At 39.7% G+C, this 25,245-nt stretch carries 22 protein-coding genes and 1 tRNA gene; 21 read left to right on the top strand and 2 right to left on the bottom strand.

Annotation, left to right across the window (positions count from 1 at the left end; genetic code table 11):
* Positions 1 to 45 precede the first annotated feature (45 nt).
* The 8 genes from IGI73_RS10255 to IGI73_RS10220 all read left to right on the top strand — a co-directional run bounded on the left by IGI73_RS10255 (position 46) and on the right by IGI73_RS10220 (position 7,277).
* A complete protein-coding gene (locus tag IGI73_RS10255; RefSeq protein ID WP_010749333.1) occupies positions 46 to 2,760 on the top strand; it encodes a sigma 54-interacting transcriptional regulator in 2,715 nt (904 codons plus the stop codon).
* A 134-nt stretch (positions 2,761 to 2,894) separates the two neighbouring features.
* A complete protein-coding gene (locus tag IGI73_RS10250) occupies positions 2,895 to 3,212 on the top strand; it encodes a PTS sugar transporter subunit IIB (RefSeq protein ID WP_005229471.1) in 318 nt (105 codons plus the stop codon).
* Between the two features lie 37 nt (positions 3,213 to 3,249).
* Positions 3,250 to 3,567, top strand: a complete 318-nt coding sequence (locus IGI73_RS10245) for a PTS lactose/cellobiose transporter subunit IIA (protein WP_005229473.1) — start codon at positions 3,250 to 3,252, stop codon at positions 3,565 to 3,567.
* An 81-nt stretch (positions 3,568 to 3,648) separates the two neighbouring features.
* A complete protein-coding gene (locus IGI73_RS10240; RefSeq protein WP_010749334.1) occupies positions 3,649 to 5,085 on the top strand; it encodes a PTS sugar transporter subunit IIC in 1,437 nt (478 codons plus the stop codon).
* A gap of 87 nt (positions 5,086 to 5,172) precedes the next feature.
* On the top strand, positions 5,173 to 5,394 hold the full coding sequence (locus IGI73_RS10235) for a hypothetical protein (protein ID WP_010749335.1): 222 nt from the start codon (positions 5,173 to 5,175) through the stop codon (positions 5,392 to 5,394).
* Between the two features lie 42 nt (positions 5,395 to 5,436).
* Positions 5,437 to 5,622, top strand: coding sequence for a DUF3188 domain-containing protein (locus IGI73_RS10230; protein ID WP_428207095.1), 186 nt, complete (start codon positions 5,437 to 5,439; stop codon positions 5,620 to 5,622).
* Complete coding sequence (locus IGI73_RS10225; protein WP_015510041.1) at positions 5,622 to 6,035, top strand: DUF3284 domain-containing protein; 414 nt, start codon at positions 5,622 to 5,624, stop codon at positions 6,033 to 6,035. Before IGI73_RS10230 ends, IGI73_RS10225 begins: the two co-directional genes overlap by 1 nt.
* Positions 6,036 to 6,095: 60 nt before the next feature.
* On the top strand, positions 6,096 to 7,277 hold the full coding sequence (locus IGI73_RS10220; protein ID WP_428207096.1) for a GNAT family N-acetyltransferase: 1,182 nt from the start codon (positions 6,096 to 6,098) through the stop codon (positions 7,275 to 7,277).
* Positions 7,278 to 7,353: 76 nt separating this feature from the next.
* On the opposite strand, the gene IGI73_RS10215 is transcribed toward IGI73_RS10220, so the two are convergent.
* Positions 7,354 to 7,425: transfer RNA gene (locus IGI73_RS10215), tRNA-Arg, on the bottom strand.
* Positions 7,426 to 7,494: 69 nt separating this feature from the next.
* Here IGI73_RS10215 and IGI73_RS10210 point away from each other — a divergent pair.
* From IGI73_RS10210 to IGI73_RS10190, 5 genes are all read left to right on the top strand, one after another.
* Positions 7,495 to 8,427 carry a DUF7916 family protein gene (locus tag IGI73_RS10210; RefSeq protein WP_074536761.1) on the top strand — a complete coding sequence of 311 codons (933 nt, stop codon included), beginning with the start codon at positions 7,495 to 7,497 and terminating at the stop codon, positions 8,425 to 8,427.
* A gap of 96 nt (positions 8,428 to 8,523) precedes the next feature.
* Entirely contained in the window at positions 8,524 to 9,219 is a 696-nt protein-coding gene (locus IGI73_RS10205) for a ThuA domain-containing protein (RefSeq protein WP_060792914.1), read from the top strand.
* Between the two features lie 107 nt (positions 9,220 to 9,326).
* Positions 9,327 to 10,451, top strand: a complete 1,125-nt coding sequence (locus tag IGI73_RS10200) for a baeRF6 domain-containing protein (protein WP_005229492.1) — start codon at positions 9,327 to 9,329, stop codon at positions 10,449 to 10,451.
* 278 nt (positions 10,452 to 10,729) lie between these two features.
* Positions 10,730 to 10,930 (top strand): cold-shock protein, encoded by a 201-nt coding sequence (locus IGI73_RS10195; RefSeq protein ID WP_003126918.1) that lies wholly within the window; start codon positions 10,730 to 10,732, stop codon positions 10,928 to 10,930.
* Between the two features lie 109 nt (positions 10,931 to 11,039).
* Positions 11,040 to 11,672 (top strand): HD domain-containing protein, encoded by a 633-nt coding sequence (locus IGI73_RS10190; RefSeq protein ID WP_010749341.1) that lies wholly within the window; start codon positions 11,040 to 11,042, stop codon positions 11,670 to 11,672.
* Between the two features lie 99 nt (positions 11,673 to 11,771).
* Here the strand turns inward: IGI73_RS10190 and IGI73_RS10185 are convergent, their stop codons facing one another.
* Positions 11,772 to 12,542, bottom strand: coding sequence for an SDR family oxidoreductase (locus tag IGI73_RS10185; protein ID WP_015510036.1), 771 nt, complete (start codon positions 12,540 to 12,542; stop codon positions 11,772 to 11,774).
* 212 nt (positions 12,543 to 12,754) lie between these two features.
* Between IGI73_RS10185 and IGI73_RS10180 the strand changes: the two genes are divergently transcribed.
* From IGI73_RS10180 to IGI73_RS10145, 8 genes are all read left to right on the top strand, one after another.
* The gene (locus IGI73_RS10180) at positions 12,755 to 15,511 is read left to right on the top strand and encodes a helicase C-terminal domain-containing protein (protein WP_428207097.1); all 2,757 of its coding nucleotides are present in this window, start codon (positions 12,755 to 12,757) and stop codon (positions 15,509 to 15,511) included.
* 48 nt (positions 15,512 to 15,559) lie between these two features.
* Positions 15,560 to 16,060, top strand: coding sequence for a cell wall elongation regulator TseB-like domain-containing protein (locus IGI73_RS10175; protein WP_010749344.1), 501 nt, complete (start codon positions 15,560 to 15,562; stop codon positions 16,058 to 16,060).
* Positions 16,061 to 16,110: 50 nt separating this feature from the next.
* A complete protein-coding gene (locus IGI73_RS10170) occupies positions 16,111 to 17,304 on the top strand; it encodes a pyridoxal phosphate-dependent aminotransferase (RefSeq protein ID WP_005229502.1) in 1,194 nt (397 codons plus the stop codon).
* Positions 17,305 to 17,347: 43 nt separating this feature from the next.
* Positions 17,348 to 18,646: an asparagine--tRNA ligase gene (gene asnS, locus IGI73_RS10165; protein ID WP_005229504.1), complete on the top strand. Its 1,299-nt coding sequence runs from the start codon at positions 17,348 to 17,350 to the stop codon at positions 18,644 to 18,646.
* 201 nt (positions 18,647 to 18,847) lie between these two features.
* Complete coding sequence (locus IGI73_RS10160) at positions 18,848 to 20,011, top strand: CDP-glycerol glycerophosphotransferase family protein (protein WP_081116199.1); 1,164 nt, start codon at positions 18,848 to 18,850, stop codon at positions 20,009 to 20,011.
* Positions 20,001 to 20,747, top strand: coding sequence for a WecB/TagA/CpsF family glycosyltransferase (locus tag IGI73_RS10155; protein WP_181409176.1), 747 nt, complete (start codon positions 20,001 to 20,003; stop codon positions 20,745 to 20,747). The genes IGI73_RS10160 and IGI73_RS10155 overlap by 11 nt, the downstream gene beginning before the upstream one ends.
* The gene (locus IGI73_RS10150; RefSeq protein WP_115232549.1) at positions 20,728 to 21,927 is read left to right on the top strand and encodes a CDP-glycerol glycerophosphotransferase family protein; all 1,200 of its coding nucleotides are present in this window, start codon (positions 20,728 to 20,730) and stop codon (positions 21,925 to 21,927) included. Before IGI73_RS10155 ends, IGI73_RS10150 begins: the two co-directional genes overlap by 20 nt.
* A 3-nt stretch (positions 21,928 to 21,930) precedes the next feature.
* Positions 21,931 to 25,227: a CDP-glycerol glycerophosphotransferase family protein gene (locus IGI73_RS10145; protein WP_428207099.1), complete on the top strand. Its 3,297-nt coding sequence runs from the start codon at positions 21,931 to 21,933 to the stop codon at positions 25,225 to 25,227.
* Positions 25,228 to 25,245 lie beyond the last annotated feature (18 nt).

Raw genomic sequence — 25,245 nt, 5'->3', positions numbered from 1 at the left:
AACGTTGTTTATTATTAGTGTGTAAAAAAATGAGGAGGCTATCGAATGAATTCGCGAAAAGAAGAGATTTTTCAAACGATCGAACTGCATAAGCAAGGGTTGACCGCAGTTGATGTCGCTAAAATCTTACAAATCGATCGCAGCAATGCAAGCCGTTATCTCAGTGAGCTTTATAAAGAAAAGAAAATCGGCAAACGTTCCGGCCGTCCGGTTGTTTATGAGCCTTTAGAAGAAACGGTCCATGTGGATGTTTCCTCTGAAGTTAGTTTTGAAAGTCTGGTTGGAGTCCAAGCTTCCTTGAAAGTAAGTATCCAGCAAGCCAAAGCGGCGATCTTATATCCGCCTAGAGGACTCCATACCATTATTTTTGGTGAGACAGGTACCGGTAAATCCTTATTTGCCGAATGTATGTATCACTTTGCGGTTGAATCAAATATGTTAGAAAAAGATGCCCCGTTCGTGTCCTTTAACTGTGCGGACTATGCACAAAATCCGCAATTGTTGTTTGGTCACATCTTTGGCATCAAAAAAGGCGCCTACACTGGTGCCGCAGAAGATAGTCCAGGGTTGATGGCAAAAGCCGATGGCGGCATCCTGTTCTTAGATGAGATCCATCGACTGCCGCCAGAAGGCCAAGAAATGCTCTTTACCTTCATTGATAAAGGGATCTATCGTCCATTAGGGGAAAGTAATCAAGTTCATGAAGCCGCCGTGCAGATCATCGGTGCCACCACGGAATCATCAGAAACCTTTTTAACGACCTTCAATCGGCGAATTCCCATGGCTATTACTTTGCCAAATGTGGAAAGTCGTTCCTTAGATGAGCGGTATGAAATCATTTCGTTGTTTATCAAGCAAGAGGCGACCCGTCTGAATCAACGAATCGATGTCGAACGAGATGCGATATTGGCCTTTATGCTCTATGATGCAGAAGGCAACATTGGTCAAATCAAGCGCGACCTTAAACTCGTCTGTGCCAAAGCATTTTTGCATTATCGAACCTATGGAAAAAAACACTTGCTGATTCGAAAAGGCGACTGCTCCTTGCAAGTTCAAAAAGGCTTGCTGAAGATCAAAGAAATGTCGGAACGCTTGGATCGGTTTTTGGATGGCAAAGGCGACTTTCTAAGTTTTGAACCTGGCGACCCAGATGTCGTCTGGTCTCGTGATCCACAACGGAATATGCAAGTGTATAACGAGATCGAAGAAAAAGTCAGCTCGCTGATTGAAACGGGCGTAGCCAATGTCGATCTGGAAAATTTGATCTCTAAAGATGTCGATGCGTACTTTGAAAAGTATGTCGAAGAATTGATCCAAAATCCCGTTCATAAAGAACTGATTCCAGAAGACATTTGGAAACTGACAAATGTTCTTTATGATCTAGCTGGGCAAAGATTGTCTCGAACCTATAGTGAAAAAGCCCGCTTTGCCTTTGCACTGCATCTGCAAAGTACACTGGAACGTGTCAAGGAAGGACATATGATCGTTCACCCAGATTTGAATACAGTTAGAAAAAACTTAAAATCCGAGTTCCAGGTGGCAATGGATCTATCGACCATTATCGAAGAAGAACGCCATGTCGAGATCCCCTTCGATGAGATCGGCTTTATCAGTATGTTTTTAGCGATTCAAGTCAAACAACCCTCGCAGCTGCCCCTTGAAAAAGTCGAGATTATTGTCTTGATGCACGGCAAGGCGACTGCCAGCAGTATGTTGGAAACGGCACAAGAGCTGCTTGAAACTGACCACGGCAAAGCGATGAATATGTCTTTAGATATGGAAGTCGGTCAAATGTATGAACAGCTATTGAACTATGTCACTGACAATAAGGAAAAGATGAGCAACGGCTTATTGCTTTTAACTGATATGGGTTCCCTCAATTCATTTGCGAATTTAATTTCTGAAGAGACCGGGATTCGTACGAAAGCCATCTCGATGGTCAGTACGATGATCGTCTTAGAGGCTTTGCGAATGGCGGAAAGTGGCCGAAGTTTAGAAGACATTTATCAAAACATTCAGCGTTCTTTTGAAACCATCGTGCAAGAACAGTTCCGCACAGTTCGCGAAGCGAAGGGGAATAAAAAAGCAGTCATCGTCACTTGCTTTACTGGAGAAGGTGTCGCTGCTAAACTTTATCAACGAATTTATCCCGTCGTCGATCAATCAAAAGTCGAGATCATCCAAATGCAATTTATTGAAAAAGAAACCTTCAAGAAACATATTGATGGCTTGCTAGAAGAATATGAGATCAAAGCCATTGCGGGCACCGTCGAGATCGATTATCAAAATATCCCGTTCTTTTCCGCCTATGATGTCTTTGATGACAATCGGTTGAATGTACTGAAGCGGATCGTTTCAGATGAAGTGCCGATTGAAAAAATCGTACGTTCATTAGAAAATACTTTAACGCATGTGGGGTCCGTCTATCATCTGATCGAAAGTCTACAACGAATCGTCCATCAAATTCAAAATCAATTGCATGTGATTGTTGAACCTACCGTTGATGCGGGCTTAGTGATTCATTTAGCCTTTCTAGTGGAAAGTTTATTGAAGAAGGAACATTCTCGTACCTTCCCCAATTTGGCGGCCTTCCAAAAACGCTATCGTATCGAAACAGATGTGTTGCGAACTCATTTATTGCAGATAGAGAAAAACTATCAAATCAAAATCTCTGAAGATGAGATCGCCTATTTAACACAAATGTTCTTAGAAAATGAAATAAAAAGTTATGATGAATCCGCACACAATATTAGTGTGTAATGATAAATCCGTGAGTGTGCAAAAGAAAAATTGGTTCAGACCATTGATATATATAGGTCTGGACTTATTTTTTTTTGGCACGCTTTTTGCTTTATAGTAAAGTGTAACTTACAACAGAAAGGAGCAGATACGCGATGGCGAAAAAAACGATTATGCTTGTTTGTTCAGCAGGAATGAGTACCAGTCTATTGGTGACGAAAATGCAAAAAGCAGCCGAAGCAAAAGGAATGGAAGCAGATATCTTTGCTGTTTCAGCTTCAGAAGCCGACCAACATTTGGAGTCGAAACCAGTCGATGTTCTATTATTAGGACCACAAGTACGATTCATGAAATCACAATTTGAACAAAAGCTAGCACCAAAAGGCATTCCTTTGGACGTGATCAACATGGCAGACTATGGCATGATGAACGGCGAAAAAGTATTGCAGCAAGCAGAAACATTAATGAACTAAGATTTTTAGGATCGAAGTGTAAGGAGGATTTTTAAAGATGGATGAGCAAAATTTGGAAGCCATTATGGGATTGATCATGTATGGTGGTAATGCAAAAAGTGACGCAATGGAAGCAATCGCGGCAGCAAAAGAAGGGGACTTCGAATTAGCTGACCAAAAAATCAAAGATGCTGAAGCATCTCTTGTGGAAGCGCATCATTCGCAAACAGGATTATTGACACAAGAAGCGCAAGGCAATCATATGACCGTGACATTGTTGACAGTGCATTCACAAGATCACCTAATGACGTCAATCGCATTTACCGATTTAGCGAAAGAAATCATTGATGTCTATCGACGTCTAAATAACGAATAATCTTTGAACGGATAGAAGTAGTTATTGTCGATGAATCAAAAAATCTTCTTTGACGAATAGAACTTATAGGAGGAATTAAGAATGGATGGATTAACAAGTTGGATGGAGAAGTACATTCTCCCTGTAGCTGCAAAAATTGGAGCCCAGAAGCACTTAGTTGCATTACGTGATGCCTTTATTGGAACAATGCCCGCTACTATGGCTGGTTCGATCGCAGTAATGATCAACGCGATCATTCGTGACTTACCACCGCAATTTTGGCCGAGTTATGATGCCAGTACCATTCCAGTTATTCGTGAAATTATTAGTATTAATGGCTTCGTATGGAATGGTACATTGGCTGTTGCTGGTTTAGTATTTGCCTTTTCTTGGGGATATAATCTGGCTCGTGCTTATCGAGTGAATGATCTCGCAGGTGGGATCGTCGGGGTAGCGACATTGATTCAAGGGATTGCTTTTTCATACAGCACTTCTGTGGCGACAGCTGTTCCAACAGCTTTGATGGATGAAATCAATGCTGGGTCAGCAACTTCCGGATGGTCTGCAACAGCAGATGCAATTACAGCAGGTGGATGGGGTTGGTTGAAACTCGATCATCTAAACGGAAACGCTTATTTTACCGTAATGATCATGGGGGCTATTTCAGTTATTATTTTCTGTAAATTGATGTTAGCTGATATCACTATCAAAATGCCTGATTCAGTACCGCCAGCAGTATCGAAAGCGTTCGCAGCGATTTTGCCAGCAACAATCGCCTTATATGTCATTGCTATTATTAACTTTATTGTCGGTAAACTAACTGATGGACAATTAATTATTGATCTTGTCCAAAAATATATTGCAGAACCATTCCTGGGCTTGTCTCAAGGACTTGGCGCAGTTTTGATCGTAACTGTTTTTGTTCAAATTTTCTGGTTCTTCGGAATCCATGGTCCAAACGTACTGGCTCCAGTTTTAGAAGGTATCTGGGGACAAGCGCAGTTGATCAATATCGATATCTTCCAAAAAGGATATGAAGGACAAACTGGGACAAACGCGGTCCTTGCCGCAATCGAAGACGGCAAGGCATATATGTGGGTACGCGGATCCTTTGACTCATTTGCTTGGTTTGGCGGTTCAGGTGGTACAATTGTATTGCTGATTGCTATTTTGATCTTATCAAAACGTGCGGATTATCTAACTGTTGCAAAATTGTCAATCGGACCTGGTGTATTCAACATCAATGAACCGGTAATGTTCGGTCTGCCAATCGTATTGAATGCGATCATGTTTATTCCGTTCATTATTGCTCCGCTAGTAGCCACTTCAATCGGCTGGTTAGCAACGTACTTTGGTTTAGTAGCACCTGTTTCACAACAAGTAACGTGGGTCGTTCCACCAATGTTGCTATCATTCTTGGCAACAGGAGCTGACTGGCGTGCCCCAATCGTAACGTTGGTATGTATGGTCGTTACATTCTTCATTTGGGCGCCGTTCGTTATTTCAGCAAATAAAATTGATCCAAAACTAGGCGAATAGACCTGTAGATTGTGAGGAACTGCTATGGCTTCGCTTGAAGTAAAGCAGCTCCTCCTTTTATTATTGATTATTTAGGAGGAAAAGAATATGATTTCAATAGCAAGTGCAATGCAGCAAGATGCCATCAAAGAATTACTTGAAGGATATAACGAAGATGGAATTTCTTTTACATTCAAAGAAAAACAAGGGATTAAACTTATTTTTACTACCACAGCTTCCGATTCAGAAGCGGCGGCAAAAAAAGCAAAAGAATTGATCAAAGCACAGCCTTGGGGTTCTGTTTTATACTTTCAAGCAGTTGGTGTTTGAGTAGGTTCTCTGTGGATCAACGAATAGATAGGATGATTGAAAATGATAAAAAACGGCTTGTTTATATGTAGTATCGGTCTACTCGTAGTCCTATACAGTATGAATCCAAGTAATCAGCAGTTAGATATATTCAGTTTTACAACAGGTATTTTCTTGCTTATTTCTGGCAGTCTTTTGTTCGTGAAAGGAAAGAAGAAAGCCGAAGAGTCAGATAGGAGGAAGTCTTAATGAGAATTGAAAAAGATTTATCGATTCCAGCAAATGTCTTTTACGATCAAATTATGGATTCTGTTATCTTTGACGTACGAAAAGCAACTGGAAAAACACTTTCTAGAAAGCAACTGGCAGGATTTCAATATGTAAAGGAATTTTCTACTACGAGTCGTGCGAAGATAGAGATCGAAGAAATCATTGAAAATCAAGTTTATCAATTCAAAACAGAAACGACGAAAAATGAATTTGTCGCTCGCTATGAAGTAGCGCCGCTTGATGAAAAGAGCAGTAAAGTCATTTATACGGAAACCATGAAATCACATGGCTTCATGCAGCAATTGAATGACATGCTCTTAGGCACCATTCTAGGATATTTCAAACGCAAGCAATTTAAAAAAATGTTGAGTATGATGGAAGAAGCATATTAAGGGGTCGACTGACGCCTTTTTTGCGTTTCTTGCGTGTTTTCAAGTAGAGGAGATGAAGGAATGACAGATGTCAAAAAAATGACCGAATTCGGTTCGCAAGAAGTACTGGAATTGGTTTCTTATGCCTTTCAGTGGGAGTTGAATGAAACAAATATCAAGCGCTATCGCAAGCTTGCGGAAAATTCTTGGAATTATGGTTCCTACGACGAGGATGGAAAACTAGCGAGCCAAATCATGGCAACTATTTTTGATGTGAATTTTCATGGAACGACTTATCCAATGGCAGGGATCGGTTTTGTGGCTTCTTATCCAGAGTATCGCAGCCAAGGTCGGATCGATCGGATCATGAAACAAATCATTAAAGATTGCTATGAACAAAAAATCGTTCTGTCCTATCTGGCACCTTTCTCCTTTGCGTTTTATCGCAGATATGGGTATGAATATACCTTTGAACGCACCGTTTATGAAGTTGATGCGCATCAATGGCCCGATGGCAAGAAAGTGAACGGAAGGATTCAACGCATGAATTGGGAGGAAGCACAGCCGATCATTCACGAGATTTATCATCAATTGCCTCGCCATCAAAAAGGTGGGCTGATTCGCCAAGCCTGGTGGGAAGAAATCAAGTTTGTTTTGCGCAGACCGTATACGTTTGCGATTTATCGCAATGAAGCGGGCGTTCCTGAAGGGTATTTGATCTACTTTGTTGAAGGAGGACGCTTTGATATTCAAGAGTGGGGCTATTTGACCGCTGACGCGTATCAAGGATTCAATCGGTTTATCGTTTCCCATGCAGATTCAGTAGCGCAGATCCATTATAGACCGGGGTTTGATGGGGAAGTCCTGCAAGTAAATGCAGCCAAACCATTGGCTCACTACCAAGTGCGCCCAGACATGATGGCAAGAATCGTCGATGTGGAAGGGTTTCTAAAAAGCTATCCATTTACGTTGAAAAAAGCTGGTCGTTTTGCCATAGAAATTCAAGGGGACGAATATGCCCCATGGAATAATGGGTGTTATGAAGTGACGATCGAAAACGCTCAGCATCATGTCACGAAAACGACCGCCACCCAGCTGCCAAAAGCAACCTTGTCGATTCAGCGCTTTGTGCAACTGTTTTTGCAGGCACAATCCCTTGATTCCTTGGTCTTTTTCCAGCAAATGGAAACGGAGAAGGAAGCTGCAGTGATGATTCAGGAAAACTTACCAGACGGAAAGCCGATTCTGGAAGATTATTTCTAAGCAAATCGAGGCAGAGGTATTTGCTTTCCAACAAAAAAAGATTCCTTAAAAATAAGGAATCTTTTTCTTCAAAAAACGTTCCCTGCCGGAATCGAACCAGCAACTAATCCTTAGGAGGGACTTGTTATATCCATTTAACTAAGGGAACACAATAGCTATATTTTACCTGTTATTCGTGTTTCTCGCAAGATGAGAAGGAAAAGAAAGGAAGAAAAACATGGTCAAACGATTGATAAGTGCAAACTATAGTGAAATCAAAGAAATGTCAGCGCAAGAATTGAAACAATCCATTAAAGCGAGCGAAGGACGAGTGATCGTCTGTGAAACGGTGGTTCAAACCATGCCGCAAGCTGGCGACATCACCAATGCAGAAGTCGCGGCAGCTTTTGGGGCTGACTTGATTTTGTTAAATGGCTTTGATTGTTATCGTCCAGCTATTTTTGGGATGCCTGGTATCACATTGGAGCAGCTGCTTGATCCTACACAGCCCATTGAAAATCCGATTCCTCAACTAAAACAACTGATTGGACGACCTGTCGGCATCAATCTTGAGCCGATCCCAGCTACGACGGAAATGATGAGTGAAAAGATCAGCATCAGTCAAGGCCGAACAAGTTCGGTTGACACCATCAAAAAAGCCCAAGAACTCGGGGTGGACTTTCTTTGCTTTACAGGCAATCCTGGAACGGGTGTGACCAACCGAGAAATCGCTAAAGCAGTAAAATTGGCAAAAGAACATTTCTCTGGGTTGATCATCGCTGGAAAAATGCACAGTGCCGGCTCAGATGAACCTGTGGTTGATCGAGAAGCCATCATTTCTTACGCTGAAGCTGGAGCAGATATTTTGTTACTGCCTTCCGTGGGCTCGATTCAAGGCTTTCTAGAAAAGGATCTGATCGAAGCTGTTCAAATTGCCAAACAATATGACTTATTGACGATGTCAGCGATCGGAACGAGTCAAGAAAGCGCGCGTCCAGAAACGTTGCGACAATTAGCCATTATCAACAAAACTTGTGGGGTCGATCTGCAGCATATTGGTGATGCCGGCTATGGCGGCATGGCACCGACCGAAAATATTTTCGAAACATCGGTTGCAATTAGAGGTATGCGCCATACCATCAATCGTGTCGGGCGTTCAATCAACCGTTAAATCAGAAAAAATTACTAGCGAAGGAAAACGGAGAATCGTTCTGCTTCGCTTTTTGCGTTTTTTTCGCTAAGTTAGAAAGAAAGGAGGAAACACAAAATGAAACAAGCATTGATCATTTACGGAGGTTGGGAAGGACACGCCCCAAAAGAAACCAGTCAGTTTTACCAAACACTGCTGGAGTCAGAAGGATATCAGGTGACACTCGCCTCAGATTTTGAACCTCTCTATCATAAAGAAGAATTAAAAAGGCTGGATCTGTTGATCATGAATTGGACGCGAGGAGAATTGCCTGATGAGCCGCTGCAAAATGTCACTCAGGCTGTAGCAGAAGGGTTAGGATTAGCAGGCGTTCATGGCGGCTTTGCCTCGGCTTTTCAAGCCAGTAAAGGCTGGTTGTTTCTGACTGGCGGCTGTTTTTTGGCACATCCTGGTGGATTGGAAACGACCTATAGCATCGATCTTACGACAGATCACTATATTACGGCAAATACTCAATCGATCCCTCAGTTGACGACGGAGCAATACTATTGTCTGGTTGATCCAGCCGTCACTGTGTTAGCTACCTCAACATTTGCCGCTAAAGATCATCCGAATGCAGCTAACCAAGACGTCATACTGCCAATGATGTGGATCAAAAAATGGGGCAAGGGCAGAGTCTTTTTCCAATCCGTTGGACACAGTCTAAAAGAGCTAGAAGAGCCCACCATTCAGACTTGGACCAAACGAGGCTTTCTATGGGCCACCAGAAATACCTTGGCTGATCCGCTGAAAAATAGCCAGTATAGTGAGTAATCAGAAAAACGAATGAAGAAATAAACGCGTGCAATCGTTTTACTTTATGGAAGAAAATAAGCATGGTACACTTTATTTGTATTTGATTAAGCAGGAGGTAATGTGGAATGGGAAAATTTGGAAAAAGTTTTTTATCGCAGGTAATATCTGACGGAATCAAAGGACCATTTGTCACGATCATGCTCAATACGCATGTCGGCCACCAGAATGTCGAAAAGGATCAAATCAAATTTAAGAACTTTGCCAAAGATGCGAAGCGCCGCTTTGAAAAGAAATACCCAGAACATTCTTGGGATCTTTTTCAAACGAAAATTGATGAACTGCTTGCAGATCAATCATTTTGGCGTAACAGTACAACGAGTGTGGCGGTGATTATCACACCAGAAGATGTACTGGTCCATCGGTTAAGTATTCGTGTGGATGATCAATATTATGTAGGGGAAACCCCGTATGTATTAGCTGTCATCAAAAACGCACAGTTTAATTACCCATTTTATCTCTTAGCGTTGAATCGCGATTCAATGCAAGTCTATCAAGTTGAAAACAATCAAGTGCGTGAAGTCGAGTTGCCAGAAGAGGCACCGACAACGATCGAAAAAGCGCTGGGGGAAGAAATCACTGGCGGCGGCAACTTTAATTACAGTGCCCAAGGTGGCCCTAACTCAGGGGGAGAAGGCGTCGCTTATCACGGCTTTAGTGCCAAAGATGAAGAAGTCGAGATCGATCACGTCAACTACTACCAAGCAGTTGATGCATTTTTTAAAAATGATTTTTCAAACGAAGAGCATTTACCAATGTATCTTTTTGCTTTACCAGAAAATCAAACCCTGTTTAAAAAAGTGGCAAAAACGAACTTTTTCAAAGCAGAACCAAGCATTTCCTCTTCACCAGCATCGTTATCTTTGAAAGAGATCCAAACGTGTACGCAAAAGCTGATTGCGGAGTTGACACAAAAAGAAGTTGGGGAATACGGCAAGCTGTTGGATCGGAAATTTATTGACCAATTGGTTGATATCGTACCTGCAGCTAAAGAAGGCAGGATCGCCAATCTGTTTGTAGCGACTTCCAATCTCGCCGATGGGTTTGGAGAAGATCCTGACACGGAATACGATCGTCGCCAAGTGTTAAATACGCTGGCAATCGATGTTTTAGAAAATGGCGGCGAGGTATCTATTTTGGAACAAAAAGATGCCCCAGGAGAAAAAAGTTTGACTGCGATTTTGCGCTACTAAACGCAGTTGTGTCCTTCGTAAATAAATCGTTTCCAAAAAAGAAAAGACTGTTGCAGATCTTTAGTGCAGCAGTCTTTTTGCGAATTATAAAAAAATAAAGGCGTTTTCATTTTTTTTGATTTTCTATTAGTCATAAAGAAGATAATGTGCTATAATACAAAGTGTAGTTTTTGTTACGGTAAATTATGGTAGCTTGTTTCATCTTAAACATCTTCCACATTTTCACCTTATACAAGTAATTGCAAAATATGTGTATAAACACAAGGAGGATTTTTATTATGGAAACAGGTACAGTTAAATGGTTTAACTCAGACAAAGGTTTTGGATTCATCACTGCAGAAAACGGTAACGATGTATTCGTTCATTTCTCAGCTATCCAAGGCGAAGGCTTCAAAACTTTAGAAGAAGGTCAAGCAGTGACTTTCGATATCGAAGACGGACAACGTGGCCCTCAAGCGACTAACGTTAACAAAGCGTAATTTGTGAATGCCTTTTAAGAGCAGCTTAGCTGCTCTTTTTTTTGTGCGCGTGATATTTGCTTGCGGAGAAAGTAGTTGTTATACTCTTAGAAAAAAAGGAGGCAGACTGATGGGATTGAATGAATTTATTCTTGGATTGGCTAATTTAGAAAAAATCCAACGAGCACCTGGATTTTTTAAGTTTACCGAGCACAGCGTGGCCGCTCATTCGTTTCGAGTAACCATGATTGCCCAGACCTTAGCCGATATCGAAGAACAAGCGGGAAATCAAGTCGATTGGCAAATTCTTTATGAAAAAGCCTTGAACCATGATTACACGGAACGTTTCATCGGCGACATCAAAACGCCAGTCAAATATGCAAACAAAGAATTGCGGGCGATGTTATCAACCGTTGAAGAAAAAATGACCGATGCCTTCATCGAAGAAGAAATCCCCCAAAGCTTTCAAGCGACGTATCGCAGACGCTTGGCGGATGGCAAAGACAACAGCCTTGAAGGACAGCTGTTGGCAATTGCGGATAAGATCGATCTTTTGTATGAGTCTTTTGAAGAGATCTCAAAAAGCAACCCCGACAAAGTGTTCAAAGAAATGTTTCGTGAAGCGGTTTTGACGGTCAAAGCGTTTCAGCATCGTCCATGTGTGACCTATTTCTTTGAAGCCATTTTTCCCGAGTTATTGAATGCAGATTTTTATGGCAAGACTGCTTTTCTAGAAGAAATCGCAGCTTTGGTGGAAAAATAAACAAAAAGAAAAAACGAAAAATCAAGAAATGATCCATCTCACAGGTTTTACTTGAAACAAGTGAGGGGAGCAGGTTTGATTTTTCGTTTTTTTGTTGTATTAAAGCAAAGATTCCGCTCCATCAATATAGACTTCCGTTCCAGAAATATTGCCCGCAGCCTCTGAAGATAGAAAAAGCACAAGGTTGGCGACTTGTTCTGGCACGCCTGTTTCTTGTTTTAATGGTCGAGAACGTTCTGGATATTTGACGGGGATCTCAACGCGAGCAACCTCTTCTTCAATTTCTGTGCTGGCATCGATATTCGTTGCGATCGCCCCAGGGCAGATGGCATTGACCCGAATATTATAACCAGAAAGTTCCAGCGCAGCCATTTTTGTAAAGGCGACTTGACCTGCCTTAGATGTACTGTAAGCAGTTGCACCAAAATTGCTGAAGATGCGGTTTCCATTGACTGAACTCGTGATGACAATGCTGCCGCCGTTTGCTTTCATAAATGGGATCGCAGCTTTGACGGTAATAAAGGTACTGCGTAAATTTGTGTTGATTGTCTGGTCCCATTCTGCCACGGTCAATTCTTCGATCGGTGTCCAAGTACCGTTGATGCCGGCATTGACGTGAAGTACATCGAGACCACCTAGTTCTTCCACAAGACCACTCATCGCTTCTTGCAGCTTCTCTGCTTCAGTGACGTCAACGGCACGATAGTGGGTTTGTGCGTCATAGTCAGCAAGAAACTCCTGCAGCTCCTCTTCGTTGCGATCAATCAACCCAACAAGAGCACCCTGGGCTAGAAATTGTTCTGCCACCGCTTTTCCAATCCCTGAAGCAGCCCCCGTTACAATCACTCGTTTGTTTTTGAAATCATTCATTTTTTTCGCCTCCTTATAGTAAATTATAAAAAAGATCTCTTTTTTTGTCGAAAAAAGCGATCAGCGACGAGTGACAAATTCCTTTGGCTGATAAATACGGATACTAGATAGTAAGGTTCTTCTTCCTGCGAACCCTCGTATCCGATGGGAAAACAGATGTAATCGCCATTGATTTTGTAGTATAATGCAGACAGTGTGCAAGGAGGAATACAATGAAACCTATATACGCTGTGGTGGATCTTGAAACAACAGGAACCGATTCGACGATTGATCGAATTATTCAATTTGGCTGCGTCTTAGTCCAAGATGGCAAGATCATTAATCGTTTTGCCGCAGATATCAACCCTGACCGCAGAATTTCTAAGCAAATTCAACGATTGACACACATCACAAACCAGCAAGTAAGCAAAGCGCCTTATTTCGAAGACATAGCTGACACGATCTACAACTTACTCAGCAATACGATTTTTGTGGCGCATAACATTTATTTTGACTATCATTTTTTAAGCAATGAATTTGTTCGTTGCGGTCTGCCGCCTTTATCGATTCCAGGGATCGATACGGTGGAATTGGCGCAAGTGTTTTTGCCGACAGAAAGCAGCTTTCGCTTAGGTGATCTGGCAGACAGCATCGGCTTTCGTCATGACAACCCGCATCAAGCCGATAGTGATGCAGAAGTGACCGCAGCATTATTTTTATACATTGAAGCAATCATGCGACAGCTACCACGGACGACTCTTAAACAGATTGCGCTTTTAAGCGGTCAGATGGGGATGCAAACGAGTGAGTATATTCACGGAATTTTGAAAGAAAAAGGACCAGAGTTGGCGGAAGATTTCGAAGTGATCGACGGCGTCGTCCTGCGAAAAAAAACTGTTCCGCTTTTTGAAGCCACGCATTTTCAAGAAACGTATCCGAAAGTAAAAACGGAAAAAGAACAGCGCTTTGGCGAGCACTTGATCTATCGGAAACAACAAGCACGTTTGATGAATGCGGTGTATACGCATTACACCCAACCAGAGAAAAATTTGATTATTGAAGCAGAAACGGGGATGGGAAAAACCATCGGTTACTTGTTTCCAGCCGCTTATTTAGCGACGCCAGAAAATCCATTGATCGTTAGCACCTCATCGATTCTTTTACAAAATCAGATCATTAGCAAAGACATTCCATTGGTGAACCAAGTACTGCAGCAGCCTTTGCAAGCGGTCTTGGTCAAAAGCCATCGTCATTACATTGATTTGCAGCGCTTTAAAGCGACGCTGGATCAACCGGTAGAACAAAAGCAATACGCCCAATATCAGATGGGGATCTTAGTCTGGCTGACCAAAACAGAAACAGGTGACTTTGATGAATTGAATTTAGTTCGTCTTGATCATCCTTTATTTACCGACATTCGCCATCGCGGGGTCGACTTTTTAGCCAAAGATCAACCCTTCTATGAACAAGATTTTGTTCGACATTTATATCGGCGGATGGCGCAAAGCAATGTTTTGATCGTCAATCATGCCTTTTTAATGCAGGAAAACCGACGGGCGCAGCCACTGTTGCCAACGAGTGATTATTTGTTGATCGATGAAGCCCAACAGTTGCCGCAGCAAGCAGAAGGATTTAGTCAACATGTCTTTGACTCTGCTCATTTCAAGCGGCAGTTTTTACAGCTGAATGAAGAAGGACTATTTGAAGAAATTGCCCAGATCATTACCGAGGACGATTTTTTGCAACGGATGTTCTCGTTGTATCGAAATGCATTGTCGGTTTTGGTCGAAACACAAGAACAGTATTTTCGCACCTTATCGATCGATGCCCCAGAATTACAAGTCGTTCAGCATCATGACCTCTATGATGGGTCATTAGAGCAGGACAAGCTACATGAAAAATTGAGCCTCTATTATCAGGAAATCAATGAGATTCAACAGCAGCTGCGTCAGCGATTCGAGTTGACCAATGATCGGTGGTATGCAAGACAACGGATCGTGATTGCCCGTTTATTTGATTTCTTTAGTCAAATGGACGCACAGGAACAAACAGTGACCGCGTGGTTGACTTGGTGGCATCCTCGTTACGTTCATTGGCTGAAAAAGCATCCCCAGTCAGGAAATGCTGTGATTGAGTTAGCTGATCTAGAAGGACATTCGATCGTGGAGAGCACATGGTACCAACGCTATCAGCACATCATTTATCTAGGGGGGACATTGAAGATCCCAGGCAACAAAGAATATTTTGCCCATCAGATCGGCTTGACGGATGTGCCAGTCAAAACGATTCCTGCCTTTTATGATTACAGCAAGCAAACGCGACTGTATGTAATCAAAAAAGGTCTCTCGATCCAACAAGCATCAGCTGCCGAATACGCGGATTATTTAGTCGAAGCGTTGGTCCCGATTTTGTTTGACAATCCGCAACCAGCGCTTGTGTTGTTTACGGCGCACGAAACTTTGAAAAATGTCTATGATCGATTGAATAAAAAAGCCCTGCATTATGGCAGAGAAATCGTTGCTCAAGGGACTGGCGGAACCCGTGAGAAAGTCTTAAAGAAATTTTTATTAGCGGAAAATGGTATCTTATTAGGGACTAGCAGTTTTTGGGAAGGGGTCGATTTACCAGGACAGGCACTGAAGATCGCTGTGGTGACCCGATTGCCTTTTGAGAACCCTAAACAACCCATGGTCCAAGCACGGCACGCCTTTTTGGAAGCAGAAGGCATTGATTCTTTTAAAGAAGATGCCTTACCTAAAGCGATTTTACGGCTGCGCCAAGCATTGGGGCGCTTGATCCGTTCCGAGGAGGATACCGGCGTGATGGTCGTCCTTGATCGACGCTTGCTATCGACAAAATATGGCAAACGAATGGTCAAAGGCTTACCCAAAAACTTACCTCTGATTGAAGCAAGTCCAACCGAGATCGCCGAAGACATCCAACATTTTTTTGGGCAAGAGGAAAAAGCAGCAGCCGATTTTGAAAAATGAGTTGAACATCTGATATAATGGATTTTATTTAAGATTGGAGTACGAAGTGTGAAAACAAAAGACAAAGAACATCGGCGTGTGGTTATTTTGCTGAGTGCGATCACAGTCTTACTGGTCGTTATTCTCTTCGCTTCTATTTTCTATCTCCGTTCTTCTCGTCCAATGCGACAAGCAAGAAACGAAGCAATCGAAATAGCAGAAAGATACACCGATTTAGCAGAGGTCGAACAATTTTATTGGTTTACCCGTGAGGAAACCTCCTTTAGCATTGTTGGAAAGGATACGAATAACAATGAGATCGTTGTGATCATCCCAAAAAGCGGTGAGAAGGTTTCTGTTTTTAATCAAGCGGATGGGCTGACGGAAGCACAAGCTAAGGCATTTGTTCGCGACAATCATCAAGGTCAGGAAATCCAAAAGGCCGCATTGGGTATTTTTGAAGGCGAGCCAACTTGGGAAGTCATGACGAAAGATGGCGATGGTCGTTTGAACTATTATTTGATTGGTTTCAAAGATGGCGAAGAAATCAAAGCGATCACTGAACTATAGGAAGACGCTTATGATAGAATGAATTTTGGATCGTAGAAAGGATGATAAACATGGTACTTTCAAAAAGAGCAGAAAAATTGGAACCCTCCGCAACGTTAGCGGCATCTGCTAAGGCAAAAGCGTTAGCGGACCAAGGTGTAGACGTATTAAGTCTAACTGTCGGTGAACCCGACTTTATTACCCCGAAAAACATTCGCCAAGCAGCGATCGCAGCGATTGAGAGCGGCAAGGCCAGTTTTTACACAGCAACTGCGGGGATTCCTGAGTTAAAACAGGCGATTCTTGCTTATATGAAAGAGTTTTATGGTGCTGACTATGATTCAAACCAAGTGATCGTGACAGATGGCGCGAAGTTTGCCCTTTATACGCTGTTTCAAGCGCTCCTTGATGAAGAGGATGAAGTACTCATTCCAGTGCCTTATTGGGTTAGCTATGCGGAACAAGTCCGTTTAGCGCAAGGGACACCTGTGTTTGTTGAAGCCAAGCAAGAAGCCGATTTTAAAGTTTCTGTGGCTCAATTAGAAGCTGCTCGTACAGAGAAAACGAAAGCCATCATTTTAAACTCGCCTGCCAACCCTACAGGGGCGATTTACTCAAAAGAAGCGTTAACGGCAATCGGCAACTGGGCAGTGGAAAATAATATTTGGATCATTGCCGATGATATCTATGGTCGTTTGGTTTATAACGGCAATACCTTTACATCGATCGCAAGCTTATCAGAAGAGATCCGCAAACAAACCATCGTGATCAATGGCGTTTCTAAAACCTATTCTATGACTGGGTGGCGGATCGGATTTGCTGTCGGCGATGCAAAAATCATCAAAGCGATGATCGATATCGCTTCCCAAGCTACTAGCAACCCGCCGGCTGCTAGCCAATACGCAGCAGTTGAGGCACTGACTGGGAATCAAGAATCGATTGAAGTGATGCGTCAGGCCTTTGAAGAGCGCTTGAACAAACTATATCCGCTAATTGCCGCTATTCCTGGTTTTCAGGTGACGAAACCCCAAGGCGCGTTTTACTTGTTCCCAAATGTCAAAGAAGCCATGACGATGTGCGGCTATCAAACCATTGATGCCTTCGTGGAGGCCTTGCTGATGGAAGCCCACGTGGCAGTAGTGACTGGTGCTGGTTTTGGTACACCAGATTATTTACGCATCAGCTATGCAACTGATTGGGACACATTAGCGGAAGCTACCAAACGAATCCATGATTTTGTTGAAAAGAAACGCCAAAAAGCTTAAAATGCTCTATGGTGCCTTTATTAATTAGATAGGAGAGAATCAAGTGGAATCTATTCAAATTTTAGATGCAAAAAAACACGTTGGCGAAACCGTTCAAATCGGAGCATGGGTTGCTAACAAACGTTCTAGCGGCAAGATCGCCTTTTTACAACTTCGTGACGGAACAGCGTATTTTCAAGGAATCGTTGTAAAAAGTGAAGTAGGGGAAGAAGTTTTCCAATTAGCGAAAAATCTAAATCAGGAAACTGCCGTACTGGTCACTGGGGAAATCAGAGAAGACAGCCGCTCAAAATTCGGCTATGAAATTGGTATCTCTGGTTTAGAGGTTGTTGGGGAAAGCCATGATTACCCAATCACACCAAAAGAACACGGAACAGATTTCTTGATGGACCATCGTCATTTATGGTTGCGTTCCTCAAAACAACACGCCATCATGCAAATCCGAAACGAAATCATTCGGGCAACGTATGAATTTTTCAACAAGAATGGCTTCATCAAAATCGATCCACCGATCCTAACCGGATCAGCACCAGAAGGAACGACTGATTTATTCGAAACCAACTATTTCGATCAAAAAGCATATTTGTCTCAGTCTGGTCAATTGTACATGGAAGCTGCCGCTATGGCGTTTGGCAAAGTCTTTTCTTTTGGACCAACTTTCCGTGCCGAAAAATCAAAGACACGTCGTCACTTGATTGAATTTTGGATGATTGAACCAGAAATGGCCTTTATGCACCAAGAAGAAAGCTTGGAAGTCCAAGAGCAGTACGTGGCATTCTTAGTGCAAAATGTGCTCGATAACTGTGACTATGCATTAGACGTCTTAGGCCGTGACCGTGAAGTCTTGAAAAAATACACCAAATTACCATTCCCACGAATCTCTTACGATGATGCAGTGGCATTATTACAAAAGAACGGCTTCGATGATATTCAATGGGGCGATGACTTTGGCTCACCACATGAGACCTTTATTGCCAATTCATTCGATCAGCCCGTCTTTATCTTAAATTATCCAAAAGCCATCAAACCTTTCTATATGAAGCCACATCCAACGAGAGAAGATGTCGTGATCTGTGCCGATATGATCGCACCAGAAGGCTATGGCGAGATCATAGGCGGTTCTGAACGTGCTATCGATCATGAATACCTGCTAGAACAAATCCGCGCCCACGGCTTGGACGAAAATGAATATTCATGGTATTTAGATCTACGCAAGTACGGCTCAGTTCCTCACACCGGCTTTGGCCTTGGATTAGAACGGACCGTTACCTGGTTATCAGGAATCGAGCACGTAAGAGAATCCATTCCATTTCCACGGTTGTTGAATCGGATTTATCCGTAAAAAAGATAAAAAGTCAGCTTGATTTGAAGCTGACTTTTTTTGTTTTCTTAAATGTGATGAATAAGATTACTGCTAATTGACTGATGCTAATGAAAGAAAAGCTCAAAAACAGTTAGAGTAATATAACGGTTTTGTTACAATTATTTTCTTTTCACTAATAATCATGTAAAATAAGAACTAATGTGAAAATAGAGGGTAATTATGAAAAAAAATTTTTTTGTTTCATTATCAAAAGAAGTATATTTATTTTTAGTTCGTCTTTGTTCCTTAGGGAAAAGGCGTAAAAATGATAAAATCATTTTTCTTGTCAGTTTTCCTTCAACAAGCAACTACGTTTTGGAAGCTCTGGCTGAAGCCTATGGTGATCGACTGATAATTTGTTACACCAGAAATGCGCGACAAATGGTTTCAGTATTTGAGAAACAAGGATTTAAGAGCTATCTTGTGGATTCCTTTGCAATCCTTTGTTTAAAAATCATACCGATACTAAAGAAGTCAAAATTGATCATTTGTGATAATTACTTTGCTTTTTTGGGTGGTATGATATTAGATAAACAAACGAATGTTGTTCAAATTTGGCATGCCAATGGAGCAATTAAAAAGTTTGGTCTTCAAGCACAGTATGCAAAAAATGCTGCTCCTGCGGATCGTCGGCGCTATCAGAAAGTTTATAATAAATTTACTCATTTTGTAGTAAGTTCACCCACAATGGCAACGATTTTCAAGGATAGTTATAATATTGATCCGATCTTTCTAAAGTTCGGCTATCCATTAACTGATTATTACTATCAATTAGATGATGAAACAATAACTTATCAAAAAAACGCTTTGCTAGAGGATATGAACAAGAAAATCGCTCTTTACTTACCTACCTACAGAGAGAATACCGATGATAATAATCCCTTAGATTTTGATTCTATATCAAATCAATTGAATGAAGATTGGGCATTATTCATTCATCCACATCCACATGATAAAAAGATGATAGAATTAGCAAACCAATACCCAGAATATTTTATTAAAGATGATAAGGACTACGATTTAAAAAATTTAATAGCAATGGCGGACTGTTTGATTACAGATTATTCTTCAGTACCTTTTGAATATTCTTTAGTAAACCCTCGTGGGAAGATCATTTATTTCTGTTATGATTTTGAACTGTACGATGAAATTGTCGGAATTCAAGAAGAGTTTAAGAAAGATATAGGTTCTTCCATTGTGAAATCCTCCGAGGAACTTTTTTCCAGTATAGAGACGATGGGAAATGAGGATTTGTCAGATTTTAACCAAACTTGGAATACGTATGTTTCCGGGCGCGCCATTGACTCTTTTTTAGAATGGATTGATAAGCAATATGAAATCTGAAAATATAATGGGCGTTTTAGTTGATCCAATCACCTATGGAGAAGTGATGGACGATTTACCTCACTATATCGATAGTGATAAAAAAATGACTATCATTAGTGTAAACCCGCAAATTATTACTGAAAGCAGAAAACATCCAGATATCGTAACGTTTATCAATCAGAGTACCCATCGGATACCTGATGGAGTCGGAGTGGTTCTTGTTTCAAGATTAACTGGAGGAAAGATAAAAGAAAGAGTTACTGGTTATGATTTAATGGTAAGATTGCTAGGTTACGCAAATGAAAATAAGATGAGTGCTTTTTTTTATGGCGCTAAACCTGAAGTGCTGTCTGATGCGATAAAAAATATTAATGATCAGTACCCCAACCTAGGGATTGCGGGTGCTATAGACGGTTATACGACTCTTGATAATGAGTCAATTGTAAATAAAATAAACGCTGTAAAGCCAGATTTTGTATTTGTTGCGTTAGGATTTCCCAGACAAGAACGGTGGCTTGCCCAAAATATGAATGCGATACACGCTTCTGTTTTTCAAGATGTTGGTGGGAGCTTTGATGTTTTGAGTGGTCATGTAAAAAGAGCCCCTAATTTTTTTATAAACCTTCACTTAGAATGGTTGTATCGCTCGTTAAGTAATCCGACCAGATTAGGAAGAATTGCGCAATTGCCTGTTTTTTTAGTTAAAAGTATCTATTGGAAGCTGGTGAATAGAAGTGATCAAAAGAATAATTAGTTTTTTTTATCGAATACTATTTAATTTTATAGCATCTATTTTTCCAGTAAAAAAACAAATGGTTATATTCGAAAGTTTTAACGGGAAAATTCCTTCTGATAATCCTTTAGCGATCTATCAAGAGATGATACAATCGACTGATTTTGCAGATTGGACTTTCTACTGGAGTATAAAAAAAGAAAGTTTGTCAGAAGCGAAAAAAAAATATCCTGAAATATTTTTTATCTCACGTTTTTCCTTTAAATGGCTTTTGTTAATGCCAAGGGCTGGTTTTTGGATCTTTAACTCCCGTTTATCTGAATGGCTTAAAAAAAATAAGCAGACAATTTATTTGCAAACGTGGCATGGTACGCCCCTAAAAAAATTAGGAGCAGATATTGATAACGTGGTTATGCCAAATACTGATACGCAAAAATACAAAGCTGGCTTCTACAAAGAAAGTAATCGGTGGGATTACTTGATTGCCCCAAATGAGTATTCAAAAAATATCTTCAAGACGGCGTTTGGTTTTGAAAATACTTTCTTAGATATTGGTTATCCAAGAAATGATGTTTTAGTACGTTTCAAAGATGATGATAATACAATTAGTCAGCTTAAGAAAAAAATTATTGGAGATAGAAAAGGGCATGTTCTATTATATGCACCGACCTGGCGGGACGATTATTTTATTTCAAAAGGAAACTACAAGTTCTTTATGCCATTTGAATTGAGTCAACTTACTTCTAGAATGAATAAAGACGATACATTGATAATTCGACCGCACTATTTAGTCAAAGAATCTATTGTAATAGATGGCTATGAAGACCAAATCAAAATATGTTCGGATGAGGATATTAATGAGTTATATTTAATTAGTGACTGTCTCATAACGGATTATTCTTCTGTAATGTTCGATTATTTGATATTAAAAAAACCGTTGATTTTCTATCCATATGATTTAAATCATTATGAAAATGGGATCCGAGGATTTTACTTCGATTATAGTGAAGTACCAGGATCTATCTGTTTAGATGAACAGTCATTCTACCAGGTTATAGAAAAATTTTGTCGTCAAACTATTGATTCAGAATGTTCGGATACGAAATATCTAGAATTCTATAATAAATTTTGTTCTTGGGAAAATGGTGATGCTGCTAATAAGGTAGCTGAACTGATCAAAGAATGCAATATAAGGGGATAACACATGAGTGCTTTAAGTAATGTGAAAACGATATTAAGTAAAGTAATGACTAGTTTTGTTTCAGAAAATGGCAAAATAGCATCATACTATATAAAAGCGAGTAAAAAGAAAATACAAAAGAACACGATCCTTTATGAAGTTCGAGATGGGCAATCGATTGTAGATTCTCCCTACGCAATGTTTATGCATTTAGTAAAAGATCCCGAATATGCTCATTTTCATCATATCTGGGTTATCAACGACTTAAATTATCCCACAGTAAAACGTATTAAGGCAGAGTTCGACAATGTTGAATTTGTAGAAAGAAACTCAAAAAGATATTTGCTTTGGCTGGCAACAGCAGAGTATTTAATTAACAATGCTACTTTCCAGTCATTTTTCTTAAAGAGAGAAGGTCAAACATACATAAATACTTGGCACGGAACGCCTTTGAAATATATGGGATTTGACATTCCTGGTAATCCAGCCCATTCTCAAAATGTTGTACGAAATTTTTTAATGGCTGATTACATCTTGTCACCTAACTCACATACAACAGAGATTTTCTCAAAAAGCTATCGTTTAGATGGATTGTTTCCTGGAACGATTTTAGAAGGCGGATATCCAAGGATCGATAGGACGAATACTATCAATCGAGAAAGTATAAAGAAAGAGTTAAAGAAGCTAAACTTAACTTATAATGATCGTTTACCTACAATTTTATATACACCGACTTGGAAAGGATCATCCATCTTAAATCCCTCGAATGATAAAGAGCAGATCGTTAAAGAAACCATTTTTTTGAAAGAACATTTTAAAGATCAGTACAATGTATTGGTTAAAGTACATCCATATATTTATCGTGAATTAAGTAGAGATGAAGAGATTCGCTCAATACTTATTCCGGACTACCTAGATCCTAATGAAGTTTTGTCTATTGTTGACTTATTAATAACAGATTACTCTAGTATATTTTTCGACTTTTTAGTAACTGATAAACCAATTATTTTTTATGTTTGGGATCGAGACTTATATGAAGTGGATAGAGGAATGTATTTAAAAGAAAGTGATTTACCAGGACCAGCTGCTGAAACAATAGATGATCTTATTGCGTTGATAGAAGGAAAAAATCATTTTGTAGAACAATATAAGCATCAGTATGAAGAACTGAAGAATCATATTTGCTTTTACCAAGATGGAAATTCAACTAAACGATATATTGAAAGAATTTTTAAGAAAAAAACATCGAAACAAATGAAAGAAGTTCTTCTTTTAAATAATAAGAAAAAGCTTGTAGTATACCCTGGTGGCATGAAAAATAATGGAATCACTACAAGCTTTATTAATCTGTCTAATACAATTGATTATCAAAAATATGATGTTTCTATTATTCTAAATAAACCTTCAAATAATGAAGAAATAAAAAATCTAGAAAAAATTAATTCTCAAGTACGTATGCTTTTTAGACCCGGAAAGGTACTATATTCTAATAATGAATTGCTTAGAGATATTATTATTCAAATCTTTACTGCAAATAAGCCATGGGGAGTGATTTTTCCTCGAAATGCTTATATAAGAGAAGCTGCTCGAAGTACAGCGAACATAAAGTTTGATGATGCTATTGACTTTAGTGGATATAGTTTTTTTTGGGCAAAGATGATTGCGTTTGTGAATAGCAAGAAAAAAATTATTTTTCAGCATAATGATTTACTTGCCGATTCCCAAAAAGTAATTAATGGTAAGGCACCGCATAAAAAGAATCTACCTGCTGTTTTTTCTATTTATAGTTTGTTTGATCGGGTTTTAAGTGTGTCTAAAGAGACTATGGAAATCAACAAACGAAATTTGAAAAAGTATGTACGTGAAGAACAAGTTGGCTATACGACCAATACAATTGATGTTTCTAGAATTCTAGGAACTGGATCACATGGTAGCAAGAAGGATGAAATCTTCCATCAGAATATAAATGATTTTAGATATAATGGAAGTGTTGCTTCTGGTTCATATAAAATGGCTAAAAATTTGCATAACCTAAACAAAAATAGTTTTTTTTATCGAGAAATAAATGAAAAAGACAACATCTATGTACTTGCAGAAACTATTTTTAATAACTGTGAATATGCCAAGATTACTTTGAACGGGATATATACTGGGTGGATTAAAAAAAAATACATCAATCCAGTTAGATTAAGTAAGCAAGATGAAACTGGTGCTGAATTAAAGGTGTCGTTAATTGCCACTGTAAATTGTGAAAAAGATGAAATGATTTATCATTCAATTGAAAATTTTCAAGACATTAGATCACCTCTTAAGTACTTAAACAATAGTTATGTATACGTAAGTAAACAAAAAAAAGTGAATGGACAACTTTACTGTTATATTGAGAATAATCAAGGAAATTTAGGCTGGATAAACATTGGAAGTTTATCTAATTTCCATCGTGCTTTCGGTCTTAAGTTCATAAGAAATTATTTTTTGAATAAAAATAAACCAGAAAAAATAGTTATTCTGAATAATTTTCAATCAATTCGTAGTCAGGGAATAATTCTTGATGATATTACAAAGGGCTGGTCTGAGCCAGCTCCGATATACGGAAGTGAGGAAATATCTGTTTCCTTAAACTCAAAAGATCAGTTATTGTTATTAAAAAAAGCATCATTTGGACACCATGATTATTATTGGATTAATGATTTTAATGGAGGAGTCTGGATAGATGCAAAAAACATAGAGGAAAGAAGATTAAATGATGAAGATCTGAAAGAGAATTTTCATACTAGAGAATACAAAAATAATGTATTACCGACCTTTGAAATTTCGAGTGATTTTATTAATTTAGTTAATATGGGGAGATTATCACCAGAAAAAAATCAGTTAAATCTAATCAAGGCAATTAAGATTCTTATCGACAGAATTCCAAACATAAGGTTATATATTTTGGGAGAAGGACCATTGAAATTAGAGATGAATAATTTGATTACTCAACTGGGTCTGAATCAGAATGTCATCTTGCTGGGGCATCAAGATGATCCTTTTGGTATTATGAAACAGTGTGATTTATTTGTTTTCCCTTCTTTATATGAGGGCCAGCCGATGGTTTTATTAGAAGCACTAACGTTAAATTTACCAGTATTGGCATCGGATATTCCAGCAAATATTTCTGTACTAAAAAACTATACTTCACAGTTTATTCTTGGGTTCGACTCTGATAATATTGCGAAAGCAATTATGGAAGTTTTAAATTCAGATGAAGATGTAAAAATTTTTGACCCAATTGACTATAATAAAAACGCAATCCAAAAATTTTATAAAGAATTAGAATAGATTTGATTAGTCTTTTAT

It is taken from the genome of Enterococcus sp. DIV0755f (genome assembly GCF_051713725.1).
Lineage (GTDB): Bacteria > Bacillota > Bacilli > Lactobacillales > Enterococcaceae > Enterococcus_D > Enterococcus_D casseliflavus.
Note: the sequence above shows the minus strand (reverse complement) of the source record. Positions and strands in the feature narration are given on the sequence as shown.

What these genes read in the sequence shown, in the direction of transcription:
- IGI73_RS10225 (WP_015510041.1), top strand. Translation starts at nt 5,622, where the DNA reads ATGAGAATTGAAAAAGATTTATCGATTCCAGCAAATGTCTTTTACGAT.
- IGI73_RS10180 (WP_428207097.1), top strand. Translation starts at nt 12,755, where the DNA reads ATGAAACCTATATACGCTGTGGTGGATCTTGAAACAACAGGAACCGAT.
- IGI73_RS10190 (WP_010749341.1), top strand. Translation starts at nt 11,040, where the DNA reads ATGGGATTGAATGAATTTATTCTTGGATTGGCTAATTTAGAAAAAATC.
- IGI73_RS10145 (WP_428207099.1), top strand. Translation starts at nt 21,931, where the DNA reads ATGAGTGCTTTAAGTAATGTGAAAACGATATTAAGTAAAGTAATGACT.
- IGI73_RS10205 (WP_060792914.1), top strand. Translation starts at nt 8,524, where the DNA reads ATGAAACAAGCATTGATCATTTACGGAGGTTGGGAAGGACACGCCCCA.
- IGI73_RS10220 (WP_428207096.1), top strand. Translation starts at nt 6,096, where the DNA reads ATGACAGATGTCAAAAAAATGACCGAATTCGGTTCGCAAGAAGTACTG.
- IGI73_RS10235 (WP_010749335.1), top strand. Translation starts at nt 5,173, where the DNA reads ATGATTTCAATAGCAAGTGCAATGCAGCAAGATGCCATCAAAGAATTA.
- IGI73_RS10155 (WP_181409176.1), top strand. Translation starts at nt 20,001, where the DNA reads ATGAAATCTGAAAATATAATGGGCGTTTTAGTTGATCCAATCACCTAT.
- IGI73_RS10210 (WP_074536761.1), top strand. Translation starts at nt 7,495, where the DNA reads ATGGTCAAACGATTGATAAGTGCAAACTATAGTGAAATCAAAGAAATG.
- IGI73_RS10250 (WP_005229471.1), top strand. Translation starts at nt 2,895, where the DNA reads ATGGCGAAAAAAACGATTATGCTTGTTTGTTCAGCAGGAATGAGTACC.
- IGI73_RS10255 (WP_010749333.1), top strand. Translation starts at nt 46, where the DNA reads ATGAATTCGCGAAAAGAAGAGATTTTTCAAACGATCGAACTGCATAAG.
- IGI73_RS10240 (WP_010749334.1), top strand. Translation starts at nt 3,649, where the DNA reads ATGGATGGATTAACAAGTTGGATGGAGAAGTACATTCTCCCTGTAGCT.
- IGI73_RS10245 (WP_005229473.1), top strand. Translation starts at nt 3,250, where the DNA reads ATGGATGAGCAAAATTTGGAAGCCATTATGGGATTGATCATGTATGGT.
- IGI73_RS10185 (WP_015510036.1), bottom strand. Translation starts at nt 12,542, where the DNA reads ATGAATGATTTCAAAAACAAACGAGTGATTGTAACGGGGGCTGCTTCA.
- IGI73_RS10160 (WP_081116199.1), top strand. Translation starts at nt 18,848, where the DNA reads ATGAAAAAAAATTTTTTTGTTTCATTATCAAAAGAAGTATATTTATTT.
- IGI73_RS10230 (WP_428207095.1), top strand. Translation starts at nt 5,437, where the DNA reads ATGATAAAAAACGGCTTGTTTATATGTAGTATCGGTCTACTCGTAGTC.
- IGI73_RS10195 (WP_003126918.1), top strand. Translation starts at nt 10,730, where the DNA reads ATGGAAACAGGTACAGTTAAATGGTTTAACTCAGACAAAGGTTTTGGA.
- IGI73_RS10170 (WP_005229502.1), top strand. Translation starts at nt 16,111, where the DNA reads ATGGTACTTTCAAAAAGAGCAGAAAAATTGGAACCCTCCGCAACGTTA.
- IGI73_RS10200 (WP_005229492.1), top strand. Translation starts at nt 9,327, where the DNA reads ATGGGAAAATTTGGAAAAAGTTTTTTATCGCAGGTAATATCTGACGGA.